The organism is Streptomyces sp. NBC_01750 (genome assembly GCF_035918095.1).
Taxonomy (GTDB): Bacteria; Actinomycetota; Actinomycetes; order Streptomycetales; family Streptomycetaceae; genus Streptomyces.
On the sequence record NZ_CP109137.1, the window covers coordinates 6,452,843 to 6,465,410 of the forward strand.

The window sequence follows — 12,568 nt, forward strand, 5'->3', positions numbered from 1 at the left end:
GGGACCGGATACCCTTTGATCTGACACGCGACGATCCCACAACAGCACACGCGGCCGAGGAGTCACCCGGATGAGCACCACCCAGAGCGAGAGGCTGCGAGGGCTGCTGGAACCGCTCGTCAGCGCCGCGGAGCTGGATCTGGAAGAGATCGAGGTGTCCCGGGCGGGCAGGCGCCGCATGCTGAGGATCATCGTGGACTCCGACGAGGGCGTGGAGCTGGACGCCTGTGCCGAGCTGAGCCGCGCGGTCTCCGAGAAGCTGGACGAGACGGACGCGATGGGCGAGGGCGAGTACGTCCTCGAAGTGAGCTCGCCGGGCGCCGACCGCCCCCTGACCAAGCACCGCCACTACGTACGCGCCGTCGGCCGACTGGTGAAGTTCCAGTTGCACGACGCCGGAACGGCTGACGAGCTGGTGGCCCGCATCCTCACCGTGGACGACGAGGGACTCGACCTCGAAGTGCCGGGCGTGAAGGGGCGCAAGCCCACCGCCCGCCGTGTCACCTTCGCGGAAATCGCCAAGGCACGGGTGGAGATCGAGTTCAACCGCAAGGACAAGAAGGAAGAGGAGGCGTAGCCGTGGACATCGACGTAAAGCTCCTGAAGGGCTTGGCACAAGAGAAGGAGATCCCCTTCGACCTGCTGGTCGAGGCGATCGAGTCGGCCCTCCTCATCGCGTACCACCGCACCGAGGGCAGCCGCCGCCACGCGCGCGTCGTGCTCAGCCGGGACACCGGCCATGTGACGGTATGGGCGAAGGAAGACGCGGCAGACCTCGAAGAGGGGCAGGAGGCCAAGGAGTTCGACGACACTCCCTCCGACTTCGGCCGTATCGCCGCGACCACCGCCCGCCAGGTCATTCAGCAGCGGCTGCGGGACGCGGAGAACGATGTCACCTTCGGTGAGTACGCCCGCCGTGAGGGTGATGTCGTCGCCGGTATGGTGCAGCAGGGCAAGGACCCGAAGAACGTCCTGGTCAGGCTGGACGACAAGCTCGAGGCGATCCTGCCGGTGCAGGAGCAGGTACCGGGCGAGGAGTACACCCACGGTCTGCGGCTGCGTACGTACGTCGTCCGGGTCGCCAAGGGCGTGCGCGGCCCGTCCGTGACCCTGTCCCGCACCCACCCGAACCTCGTGAAGAAGCTCTTCGCGCTCGAGGTCCCGGAGATCGCGGACGGCTCGGTCGAGATCGCGGCGATCGCCCGCGAGGCCGGCCACCGCACCAAGATCGCCGTCCGCTCGACCCGCTCGGGCCTGAACGCCAAGGGGGCGTGCATCGGCCCGATGGGTGCCCGTGTGCGCAATGTCATGGCCGAGCTGCTCGGCGAGAAGATCGACATCGTGGACTGGTCGGACGACCCGGCCGAGATGGTGGCCAACGCCCTCTCACCGGCCCGCGTCAGCAAGGTCGAGGTTGTCGACCTGGGCGCGCGCTCCGCACGGGTGACCGTCCCCGACTACCAGCTGTCGCTGGCGATCGGCAAGGAAGGGCAGAACGCCCGTCTGGCCGCCCGTCTCACCGGCTGGCGCATCGACATCCGCCCCGACACGGAGCAGAGCGACGACCAGGGTTCCGAGCGGGACTCCGACCGGGACTCCGCCCACCGGGACTGAGGAATGCCGTGTCCTGACGCGCGACACCCCCGGATCCCCGGGGCGGGCGGGATCCCGTCGCGCTGACGGCGGGATGCCACCTGGATCAAGACAACAACCGTTCGATTCTTGCCCCAAAGGGGTGAGGTCGCCACGGGGAGGTAGACTTAAACGTGTCTGGCCGGACGCATGCCTGCGTATGCCCTGAGAGAACCTGTGTGGGATGCCGGGAGCGAGCGGCCAAGAGCGATCTGCTGCGCATCGTGATGACCGGAGACGCTTGCGTCCCCGATGATCGCGGTACGCTGCCCGGCCGGGGTGCGTATGTACACCCCGCCTTGGTCTGTCTCGACCTGGCGGTCCGCCGCCGGGCGTTCCCCCGGGCCTTCAGGGTCAAGGGACCGCTCGATACCGGGGATGTACGCCGGTACGTCGAGCAGGCAGCACCGTAAGAAGAAGTACGGCACGGAACCCCGTGCGGTCAGGTACCTCGCGAGTTGGAAGTAGGTCGAGATTGCGATGAGCACTCGATGAGTACGCGATGAGTACGCCCATGAAGTAGCGACGGTCCGGCGGTAACCCGGACCTAAAAGGAGCGAAGTGGCTAAGGTCCGGGTATACGAACTCGCCAAGGAGTTCGGCGTCGAGAGCAAGGTCGTCATGGCCAAGCTCCAAGAACTCGGTGAATTCGTCCGTTCGGCGTCCTCGACGATCGAGGCGCCGGTTGTACGCAAGTTGACTGACGCACTGCAGGGGCCCGGCGGCAACGCCGGCAAGTCCGCTGCCAAGCCCGGCGCGCCCCGCAAGGCCGCGCCTGCCAAGCCCGGCGCGCCCTCCCCGGCGTCGTCGGCCCGTCCCGCTGCTCCCAAGCCCGGCGTCCCGGCTCCCAAGCCGGCCGTGGCCGAGGCTCCTGTGAGCAGCACCCCCTCCGCGGCCCCGGCTTCTCCGGGCCCGCGTCCGGGTCCCAAGCCCGCACCGGCCAAGCCCGCTCCGGCGGCTCCGGTGCCCGCGGCCGAGTTCTCGGCCCCGGCTCCGGCCCAGCCCGCAGCGCCGCAGGCCCCCTCGCGTCCCGCGGGTGCCACTCCCGGCCCGCGTCCCGCCCGTCCGGCTCCGGCCGGCGGTCAGCGTGACGGCGGCCGTGACGGTGGCCGTGGTGGCGAGCGTCCGGCGCGTCCCGCCGGTCAGGGCGCCCCGCGCCCCGGCGGCAATCGTCCGGCGGGCCCCCGTCCGGGCAACAACCCCTTCACGTCCGGTGGCTCCACCGGTATGGCGCGTCCGCAGACGCCCCGTCCGGGTGGCGCTCCGCGTCCCGGTGGCCACGGCGGTGCCGCTCCCGGCGCCCCGCGTCCGCAGGGCGGTCCCGGCGGCGCTCCCCGTCCGCAGGGCCAGGGCGGCGCCCGTCCGAGCCCGGGCGGTATGCCCCGCCCGCAGGGCGGCGCTCCGCGTCCCGGCGGTGCCCCTGCCGGTAACCGTCCGAACCCCGGCATGATGCCGCAGCGTCCTGCTGCCGGTCCCCGTCCTGGTGGCGGTCCCGGTGGCGGCGGTCGCGGTCCCGGTGGCGGCGGTGGCGGTCGTCCCGCCGGTGCCGGTGCCGGTCGTCCCGGTGGCGGCGGCGGTTTCGCCGGTCGTCCCGGTGGCGGTGGCGGTGGCGGTCGTCCCGGTGGCGGCGGCGGTTTCGCCGGTCGTCCCGGTGGCGGTGGCCCCGGTGGCGGCGGCGGCTTCGGTGGCGGCGGTGGCCGTCCCGGCTTCGGCGGACGTCCGGGTGGTCCCGGCGGCCGTGGTGGCACGCAGGGCGCCTTCGGTCGTCCCGGCGGCCCGGCGCGTCGTGGCCGTAAGTCGAAGCGGCAGAGGCGCCAGGAGTACGAGGCCATGCAGGCCCCGTCGGTCGGCGGTGTGATGCTGCCTCGTGGCAACGGACAGTCCGTCCGTCTGTCGCGCGGTGCCTCGCTCACCGACTTCGCGGAGAAGATCAACGCCAACCCGGCGTCGCTCGTCGGCGTGATGATGAACCTCGGCGAGATGGTCACTGCCACGCAGTCCGTCTCCGACGAGACGCTGAAGATGCTCGCGGACGAGATGAACTTCGTCCTCGAGATCGTCAGCCCCGAGGAGGAGGACCGCGAGCTGCTCGAGTCCTTCGACATCGAGTTCGGCGAGGACGAGGGCGGCGAGGAGTTCCTCGTGTCCCGTCCGCCGGTCGTGACCGTCATGGGTCACGTCGACCACGGTAAGACCCGGCTTCTGGACGCGATCCGCAAGACGAATGTGGTTGCGGGCGAGGCCGGCGGTATTACGCAGCACATCGGTGCGTACCAGGTCGGTACCGAGGTCAACGGTGAAGAGCGCAAGATCACCTTCATCGACACCCCCGGTCACGAGGCGTTCACCGCCATGCGTGCCCGTGGTGCGAAGTCCACCGACATCGCGATCCTCGTGGTCGCGGCGAACGACGGTGTGATGCCGCAGACGATCGAGGCGCTGAACCACGCCAAGGCGGCCGGTGTGCCGATCGTGGTCGCGGTCAACAAGATCGACGTCGAAGGTGCCGACCCGGTCAAGGTGCGCGGTCAGCTCACCGAGTTCGGTCTGGTCGCCGAGGAGTACGGCGGCGACACGATGTTCGTCGACATCTCCGCCAAGCAGGGTCTGCACATCGACTCCCTGCTCGAGGCCGTGATTCTCACCGCGGACGCCTCGCTCGACCTGCGGGCCAACCCGGAGCAGGACGCGCAGGGTATTGCGATCGAGGCTCACCTCGACCGCGGCCGCGGTGCCGTCGCGACCGTCCTGGTCCAGCGAGGCACGCTGCGCGTCGGCGACACGATGGTCGCCGGTGACGCGTACGGCCGTGTCCGCGCGATGCTCGACGACAAGGGCGAGAACGTGGAAGAGGCGGGTCCGTCGACTCCGGTCCTCGTCCTCGGTCTCACCAATGTCCCGGGTGCCGGCGACAACTTCCTGGTTGTCGACGAGGACCGTACGGCCCGTCAGATCGCCGAGAAGCGTGCCGCTCGTGAGCGGAACGCCAACTTCGCCCGCAAGGGTGTCCGGTTCTCCCTGGAGAACCTGGACGAGGCGCTCAAGGCCGGTCTGGTGCAGGAACTCAACCTCATCATCAAGGGCGACGCGTCCGGTTCGGTGGAGGCTCTCGAGTCCTCGCTGCTCCAGCTCGACGTCGGCGAAGAGGTCGACATCCGCGTGCTGCACCGCGGCGTGGGTGCGGTCACCGAGTCGGACGTCGACCTGGCGATGGGCTCCGACGCCATCGTCATCGGCTTCAACGTCCGCGCTGCCGGGCGTGCCCAGCAGATGGCGGAGCGCGAAGGCGTCGACGTCCGGTACTACTCGGTGATCTACCAGGCCATCGAGGAGATCGAGGCGGCCCTCAAGGGCATGCTCAAGCCGGAGTACGAAGAGGTCGAGCTCGGTACGGCGGAGATCCGCGAGATCTTCCGCTCGTCCAAGCTGGGCAACATCGCGGGTGTTCTCATCCGCTCCGGCGAGGTCAAGCGCAACACCAAGGCGCGCCTCATCCGCGACGGCAAGGTCATCGCGGAGGACCTCAACATCCAGGGTCTGCGCCGCTTCAAGGACGACGTCACCGAGATTCGCGAAGGCTTCGAGGGCGGTATCAACCTCGGAAACTTCAACGACATCAAGATCGACGACGTCATCGCGACGTACGAGATGCGCGAGAAGCCGCGCGGCTGAGGCAAGAGCTGACGCACGGCATCCGGTCCGGGGCCGGTCGGCGGAGAGTATTTCCGTCGATCGGCCCCGGCCGTTCCGTGTACGGTTCTTGTGTCCCTGCCAAGAGCGGGCAGGGCCCTCTAACCCGTACCGGCGGGACATCCGGACATACATGTATGTGGGGACGCTGTCCTTCGATCTGCTCCTCGGCGACGTACGTTCGTTGAAGGAGAAACGCTCCGTGATCCGCCCGATCGTGGCCGAGCTCCAGCGCAAATACGCGGTGAGCGCGGCGGAAGTGGGCGATCAGGATCTTCACCGCCGGGCCGAGATCGGCCTGGCCGCGGTGTCCGGGGACACGGGGCACCTCACAGATGTACTCGACCGGTGCGAGCGCCTTGTCGCTGCCCGGCCGGAGCTGGAGCTGCTGTCGGTTCGACGCAGGCTCCACAGCGACGAAGACTGATTGAGTAAGGCAAAGAAGGAGAAGGACCAGTGGCCGACAACGCGCGGGCGAAGAAGCTGGCAGACCTCATCCGGGAGGTGGTCGCCGAGAAGCTGCAGCGCGGCATCAAGGACCCGCGCCTGGGTACGCACGTGACCATCACGGACACCCGTGTCACCGGCGACCTGCGGGAGGCCACGGTCTTCTACACGGTGTACGGCGACGACGAGGACCGGGCGAGTGCGGCAGCCGGGCTGGCGAGCGCCAAGGGCGTTCTGCGCTCGGCGGTCGGAGCGGCGGCGGGGACGAAGTTCACGCCGACCCTGACGTTCGTGGCGGACGCCCTGCCGGAGAACGCCAAGACGATCGAGGACCTGCTCAACAAGGCGCGTGCCTCCGACGCCAAGGTGCGTGAGGTGTCCTCGGGCGCCAAGTACGCCGGCGAGGCGGACCCGTACCGCAAGCCGGAGGACGAGGACGAAGCCTCCGAATGACACAGCACAGCAGGACGCCGGACGGCCTTGTCATCGTCGACAAGCCGTCCGGCTTCACTTCGCACGACGTCGTCGCCAAGATGCGCGGGATCGCCAGGACCCGCCGCGTCGGACACGCGGGGACGCTCGACCCCATGGCCACCGGTGTACTGGTGCTGGGCGTGGAAAAGGCCACCAAGCTTCTCGGGCACCTCGCACTGACCGAGAAGGAGTACCTCGGCACGATCAGGCTGGGGCAGAACACCGTCACCGACGACGCCGAAGGTGAGATCACCTCCTCGGCCGACGCGTCCGCGGTGACCCGGGAGGGCATCGACGCGGGTGTCGCCAAGCTGACCGGCGCCATCATGCAGGTGCCGTCGAAGGTCAGCGCCATCAAGATCGACGGCAAGCGGTCGTACGCGCGGGTGCGCGGCGGCGAGGAGTTCGAGATCCCGGCCCGGCCGGTGACCGTTTCGTCGTTTCAGGTGTACGACGTCCGGGAGGCCGTGGCCGAGGACGGTACACCGGTCGTGGACCTGGTTGTCTCGGTGGTCTGCTCGTCCGGTACGTACATCCGCGCCCTCGCCCGTGACCTCGGCGCCGACCTGGGCGTCGGCGGGCATCTCACGGCGCTGCGACGCACTCGGGTCGGTCCGTACGGACTCGATACGGCGAAGACGCTCGACCAGCTCCAGGAGGAGCTGGCGGTGATGCCGATCGCCGACGCGGCCGCGGCCGCGTTCCCGCGCTGGGACGTGGACGAGAAGCAGGCGAAGCTCCTTACCAACGGTGTACGGCTGGACATGCCGGCGTACGACACCTCGCCGGTGGCGGTCTTCGGACCCGACGGGCGCTTCCTGGTGCTGGTGGAGGAGCAGAAGGGCAAGGCCAAGAGCCTCGCCGTCTTCGGCTGAGCTCGCGCGGCCGGTCGCCCCACCGTGGAACGGGCAGGGTCGCTGCCCGTTCCACGATCCCCCTCGGAAGGTGTCTGTCCGCCGCGGGCCTCCGATTCACCCCATCGGGCAGGCGCTCGGAGTGAACCGCGGGTGTATTCGGGGGCGCGTTCGGTACGCGTCCTTCTCCCGTTGATCACTGCCGACCTGACGTCCACAGCATGGGGCGCGGGGACCTGGCGACGCCGGGTACGTATCTGCGATCCGGTGGGGCGGCCGCGCAGGACGGTTTCGCGAGGTCCCCGCTTCGCCGCGCTCGCCCCGGGACGGCTGGCCAGGGCCCCGCAGGAGTGGGCCGTGGTGGTCGGTCCGCGCACGCGACGGACGGTCCGGAGGCTGGGCAGTCCGGTGCCGATGCGAACCGTCAGCCACGGGCATGGCAGTCTTAGACCTGCGTAATCGGCAATCACGTACACAGGTTCGGGCGAGGAGCGGTCACAGTGCAGCGCTGGCGTGGCTTGGAGGACATCCCCCAGGACTGGGGACGCAGCGTCGTCACCATCGGCTCCTACGACGGAGTGCACCGCGGACACCAGCTGATCATCGGGCGGACGGTGGAGCGGGCGCGTGAGCTCGGCGTGCAGTCGGTCGTCGTCACCTTCGACCCGCACCCGAGCGAGGTCGTACGGCCCGGCAGCCACCCGCCGCTGCTCGCACCGCACCACCGGCGGGCCGAGCTGATGGCGGAGCTCGGCGTCGACGCGGTGCTCATCCTCCCCTTCACCACCGAGTTCTCGAAGCTGTCGCCGGCCGACTTCATCGTGAAGGTGCTGGTCGACAAGCTCCACGCGCGCGCGGTCATCGAGGGACCGAACTTCCGCTTCGGCCACAAGGCGGCCGGGAATGTCGCGTACCTGGCCGAGCTCGGCGCGACGTACGACTACGAGGTCGAGCTCGTCGACCTGTTCGTGAGCGGCGCGGCCGGTGGCGGCGAGCCGTTCTCCTCGACCCTCACGCGCCGCCTCGTCGCGGAGGGCGACGTCGAGGGCGCCGCCGAGATCCTCGGCCGCCCTCACCAGGTCGAGGGCGTGGTGGTGCGCGGCGCGCAGCGCGGCCGCGAGCTGGGCTACCCGACGGCGAACGTGGAGACGCTGCCGCATACAGCGATCCCGGCGGACGGGGTGTACGCGGGGTGGCTGACGGCGGACGGCGAGCGGATGCCGGCGGCGATCTCGGTGGGCACGAATCCGCAGTTCGACGGCACGGAGCGGACGGTGGAGGCGTACGCCATCGACCGCGTGGGCCTTGATCTGTACGGGCTGCATGTGGCGGTGGACTTCCTGGCGTATGTGCGGGGCCAGGAGAAGTTCGACTCGATCGAGGCGCTGCTCGAGGCGATCGGCGCGGACGTGAAGCGCTGCCGCGAGCTCATCGGCGCCGCCTGAGACTCCTGTCCGGTGGCCCGGGCCCGGACCACCGGACGACCACCGGCTAGTCCCGTCCGGCCCAGTGGCAGGCCACCTGGGCGCTCGCGGCGCCGGCCAGGACGGGTAGGTCCTTCGAACGGCAGCTGTCCGCCACTCCCGCCCGCTCCGCCTCGCCCGACGCCAGCACCTGGCAGCGCACATGGAAACGGCAGCCGGCCGGGATCCGGGACGGGTCCGGCGGCTCGCCCGTCAGCACCACAGGCGCACCGTCCGATTCCGGCAGGACCGACAGCAGGGCCTGCGTGTACGGGTGCTGAGGGTTCGTCAGCACGTCCTCGACCGAGCCCGACTCCACGATCCGGCCCAGGTACATCACCGCGACGCGGTCCGCGATGTTCCACGCGAGGCCCAGGTCATGGGTCACCACCAGTGCGGACAGACCCAGTTCGTCCCGCAGGCGCAGCAGCAGCGCCAGGATCTCGCCGCGTACGGACGCGTCCAGCGATGCCACCGGCTCGTCGGCGACGATCAGTTCGGGCCGCAGAACCAGCGCGCCGGCGATGACCACGCGCTGGCGCTGGCCACCGGAGAGCTCGTGCGGGTAGCGCAGGAAGAAGCGCTCGGGAGGCCGCAGCCCGGCCCGGGAGAGCGCCTCGGCGACGGCCTCGCGCTCGTCCCCGGCGTACTCGTGGATCCGCAGGCCCTCCGCCACCGCGTCGTACACGGTGTGCCGTGGGTTGAGGGAGCCGCTCGGATCCTGGAGCACCAGCTGGACGCGCTTGCGGTAGGTCTTGAGCGCTCGTGAGCCGTAGCCGAGAGGCTTGCCGCCGAAGGTGACCCGCCCCGACGTGGGCTGCACCAGGCCGAGCAGCGAGCGGGCCAGCGTCGTCTTGCCGCAGCCGGACTCGCCGACCAGGGCGACGATCTCGCCCGCGCCGATGTCCAGGTCGACGCCGTCGACGGCACGGGCGGAAGGGCCGCCGCGCCGGCCGGGGAACGTGACATTCAGACCGGCTGCCGAGAGCAGGGGAGTGGTGGTCATGGCTGGCTCCTGACGGCGCTGTGGGTCGGGCGGTTTCGGCAGGTCGGACGAGGTCACAGCCGCTGCTCCGCCCCCGCCGCCGCGCCCACCCGCACGCACGCCGCCCGATGCCCGACGCCCGCAGTGGCCAGCACCTGGTCCACCTCGGCGCACGCGTCCAGTGCCACCGGGCAGCGCGGGTGAAACGCACAGCCGCCCGGCAGCGCCGACGGGTCCGGCGGATCGCCGGGCAGCCCGCGTGGGGCCCGCCGCGACGCGGCGTCGCCGATCCGCGGGAAGGCCGCGGACAGAGCCTGTCCGTACGGATGTTCCGCCGCGCCGTAGACCGTCCGCGCCGGGCCCTCCTCCACGATCCGGCCCGCGTACATCACCGCCAGTCGGTCGCAGGTGTCGGCGAGCACCGCCAGATCGTGGCTGATCATCAGCAGGCTGATGTCCTGCTCGGCGACCAACTGCTCGATCAGCCGAAGGATCTGCGCCTGGATCATCACATCCAGCGCCGTGGTCGGCTCGTCCGCGACGATGAGCTGCGGGTCGCAGGCGAGAGACATGGCGATCATCACGCGCTGGCGCTGGCCGCCGGACAGCTCGTGCGGATAGGCGTCCGCGCGGGCGGCGGGCAGGCCCACCTGATGGAGGAGTTCGGCGACACGCTTCTTCGCCGCTGCCAAGGTCGTCTTCTGGTGCAGCAGGATCGGCTCGGCGATCTGGTCGCCGATCCGGTGCACCGCGTTGAGCGAGTGCATCGCTCCCTGGAAGACGATCGACGCGCCCGCCCATCGCACGGCCCTCAGCCGCCCCCACTTCATGGTGAGGACGTCCTCCCCGTCGAGCAGGATCTCGCCGGTCATCGTGGCGGACGGAGGCAGCAGCCGGAGCAGGGCCAGGGCGATCGTCGACTTGCCGCAGCCCGACTCGCCCGCCAGGCCCAGCTTCCGGCCGGCCTCCAGGCTGAGGTCGACGCCGCGCACGGCGGGCACCGCCCGCGCCCCGGAGCCGTATGTCACATGCAGGTTCTTGACCTCGAGCAGGCTCAACGAGCCACCCCCAGTTTCGGGTTGAGCACAGACTCGATCGCCCGCCCGCACAGCGTGAAGGCGAGCGCCACCAGCGCAATGGCGATACCGGGTGGCGCCAGATACCACCAGTGGCCCGACGAGACCGCGCCCGCCTCCCGCGCGTCCTGGAGCATGCCGCCCCAGGAGACGATCGTCGGATCGCCGAGGCCGAGGAACGCCAGGGTCGCCTCGGTCAGGATGGCGCTCGAGATACCGAGCGTCGTCTGGGCGAGGACCAGCGGCATCACATTGGGCAGCACATGGCGGCTCATGATGTGGCTGTGTCCGCCGCCGAGCGCCCTCGCGCGTTCGATGTACGGGCGGGACTCGACCGCGATGGTCTGTGCGCGCACCAGCCGTGCCGTCGTCGGCCAGCTGGTGACGCCGATCGCGACGACGACAGTCCACACACTCCGGGACATCACGGTGGCCAGCACGATCGCCAGCACCAGCGTCGGCATCACCAGGAACCAGTCCGTGATCCGCATCAGCACAGTCGAGAACCAGCCGCCGTAATGACCGGCGATGATGCCGACGAGGGTGCCGATGGCCACCGACAGGGAGGCCGCAAGCAGCCCCACGGTGAGAGAGATCCTCGCTCCCCACACCAGTAGCCCGAGCAGCGAACGCCCGAACTGGTCCGTCCCGAGCGGGAACTCACCGCTGGGCGGCTCCAGCGCCGTCCCCGGTGCGTTCGTCACGCTCTGCACATCGGCGCCGACGAGCAGCGGCGCGGCCAGCGCCACCAGCGCGATGAGCGCCAGCGCGCCGAGGCCGAAAAGCCCCGCCCGGTGTGTGCGGTACGAGCGCCAGAAGCGTGCCGCCGAGTCGCGGCGGCGCGCCCAGGAGAGCGAGGAGGCGGTCTGTGGGGTCTTGGTGACCGGGGTCGTCGTCATCGGCCCACCCGGGGATCGAGCAGTGGATAGAGCAGGTCGGCGAGCAGGTTCATCAGGATCATCGCGCCCGCGAAGACCACGAAGAGGCCCTGGACGAGCGGCAGATCGGGCACGCTCAGCGCCTGGTAGAAGAGCCCGCCGAGGCCCGGCCAGGAGAAGACCGTCTCGACGAGGATCGAACCGGCCGCCACATGGCCCAGGTTGATGAAGACCATGGTGACGGTGGGCAGCAGCGCGTTCGGCACGGCATGGCGGCGGCGTACGGCATCGTCCCGCAGCCCCTTCGCCCGGGCTGTGGTCAGATAGTCGCTGCCCATCTCGTCCAGCAGCGAGGACCGCATCACCAGCAGCGTCTGGGCGTATCCGACGGCGACCAGGGTGATGACCGGCAGCACCATGTGGTGCGCGACATCGGCGACGTAGGCGAAGCGGGTCTCGTCGCCGGATTCCATGCCGCCGGTGGGGAACATGCCTGGGACAGGACCGACGCCCACCGAGAAGGTGATGATCAGCAGCAGGCCGAGCCAGAACGCCGGCACGGACCACAGGGTCAGCGCGACACCGGTGTTGAACTTGTCACCGAGACTGCCGTGGCGCCACGCGGAGCGGGTGCCGAGCCAGAGCCCGATCGAGGAGTAGATCACCACGGCGGCACCGGTGAGCAGGAGAGTCGCCGGCACCTTCTGTGTGATCAGCTCGCCGACGGGCGCGTGGAACTGGTACGACGTACCGAGATCGCCCGTCAGCGCCTTGGCGCAGTAGTCGGTGAACTGCTGCCACAGCGGCTGGTCGAGACCGAACTGGCGGCGCAGTGTTGCCAGTTGCTCGGCCGACGTCGGCATGCCATGGGTCATGGCCTTCACCGGGTCGCCCGGGATGATCCGGAAGAGGAAGAAGCTGGTGACCAGCACGGCGAGCAGTGAGATCGCCGCGCCGCCCAGCTTGCCCGCCACATAGAGGAGATAGGCGCGTACATTGCCGCTCGCGGCGCGGGCCTCGGGGACCCGCGCCACAGCGGTGGTGCTGGTTGTGCTCGTGGTGCTCATCG

12 protein-coding genes are annotated in these 12,568 nt (G+C 70.0%); 8 read left to right on the top strand and 4 right to left on the bottom strand.

What is annotated here, in order from left to right; genetic code table 11:
* The first annotated feature begins 70 nt into the window (after positions 1–70).
* The 8 genes from rimP to OG966_RS29515 all read left to right on the top strand — a co-directional run bounded on the left by rimP (position 71) and on the right by OG966_RS29515 (position 8,542).
* Positions 71–577 carry a ribosome maturation factor RimP gene (gene rimP, locus OG966_RS29480; RefSeq protein ID WP_326652957.1) on the top strand — a complete coding sequence of 169 codons (507 nt, stop codon included), beginning with the start codon at positions 71–73 and terminating at the stop codon, positions 575–577.
* 2 nt (positions 578–579) lie between these two features.
* On the top strand, positions 580–1,614 hold the full coding sequence (gene nusA / locus OG966_RS29485; RefSeq protein WP_326652958.1) for a transcription termination factor NusA: 1,035 nt from the start codon (positions 580–582) through the stop codon (positions 1,612–1,614).
* A 152-nt stretch (positions 1,615–1,766) separates the two neighbouring features.
* The gene (locus OG966_RS29490) at positions 1,767–2,045 is read left to right on the top strand and encodes a YlxR family protein (protein WP_326652959.1); all 279 of its coding nucleotides are present in this window, start codon (positions 1,767–1,769) and stop codon (positions 2,043–2,045) included.
* Positions 2,046–2,193: 148 nt separating this feature from the next.
* Positions 2,194–5,304, top strand: coding sequence for a translation initiation factor IF-2 (infB, locus tag OG966_RS29495; RefSeq protein ID WP_326652960.1), 3,111 nt, complete (start codon positions 2,194–2,196; stop codon positions 5,302–5,304).
* 151 nt (positions 5,305–5,455) lie between these two features.
* Complete coding sequence (locus OG966_RS29500; RefSeq protein ID WP_326652961.1) at positions 5,456–5,749, top strand: DUF503 domain-containing protein; 294 nt, start codon at positions 5,456–5,458, stop codon at positions 5,747–5,749.
* A 29-nt stretch (positions 5,750–5,778) separates the two neighbouring features.
* Positions 5,779–6,222: a 30S ribosome-binding factor RbfA gene (rbfA, locus tag OG966_RS29505; protein ID WP_326652963.1), complete on the top strand. Its 444-nt coding sequence runs from the start codon at positions 5,779–5,781 to the stop codon at positions 6,220–6,222.
* Entirely contained in the window at positions 6,219–7,118 is a 900-nt protein-coding gene (gene truB, locus OG966_RS29510; RefSeq protein WP_326652965.1) for a tRNA pseudouridine(55) synthase TruB, read from the top strand. The genes rbfA and truB overlap by 4 nt, the downstream gene beginning before the upstream one ends.
* Positions 7,119–7,597: 479 nt before the next feature.
* Positions 7,598–8,542, top strand: coding sequence for a bifunctional riboflavin kinase/FAD synthetase (locus OG966_RS29515; RefSeq protein ID WP_326652966.1), 945 nt, complete (start codon positions 7,598–7,600; stop codon positions 8,540–8,542).
* 46 nt (positions 8,543–8,588) lie between these two features.
* Here the strand turns inward: OG966_RS29515 and OG966_RS29520 are convergent, their stop codons facing one another.
* Genes OG966_RS29520 through OG966_RS29535 form a run of 4 tightly spaced genes read right to left on the bottom strand, consistent with a single transcriptional unit; the run spans position 8,589 to position 12,566 of the window.
* Entirely contained in the window at positions 8,589–9,566 is a 978-nt protein-coding gene (locus OG966_RS29520) for an ABC transporter ATP-binding protein (protein ID WP_326652967.1), read from the bottom strand.
* Between the two features lie 53 nt (positions 9,567–9,619).
* On the bottom strand, positions 9,620–10,603 hold the full coding sequence (locus tag OG966_RS29525; protein WP_326652968.1) for an ABC transporter ATP-binding protein: 984 nt from the start codon (positions 10,601–10,603) through the stop codon (positions 9,620–9,622).
* Positions 10,600–11,520 (bottom strand): ABC transporter permease, encoded by a 921-nt coding sequence (locus OG966_RS29530; protein WP_326652969.1) that lies wholly within the window; start codon positions 11,518–11,520, stop codon positions 10,600–10,602. Before OG966_RS29530 ends, OG966_RS29525 begins: the two co-directional genes overlap by 4 nt.
* A complete protein-coding gene (locus OG966_RS29535; protein ID WP_326652970.1) occupies positions 11,517–12,566 on the bottom strand; it encodes an ABC transporter permease in 1,050 nt (349 codons plus the stop codon). The genes OG966_RS29530 and OG966_RS29535 overlap by 4 nt, the downstream gene beginning before the upstream one ends.
* Between the last annotated feature and the right edge of the window lie 2 nt (positions 12,567–12,568).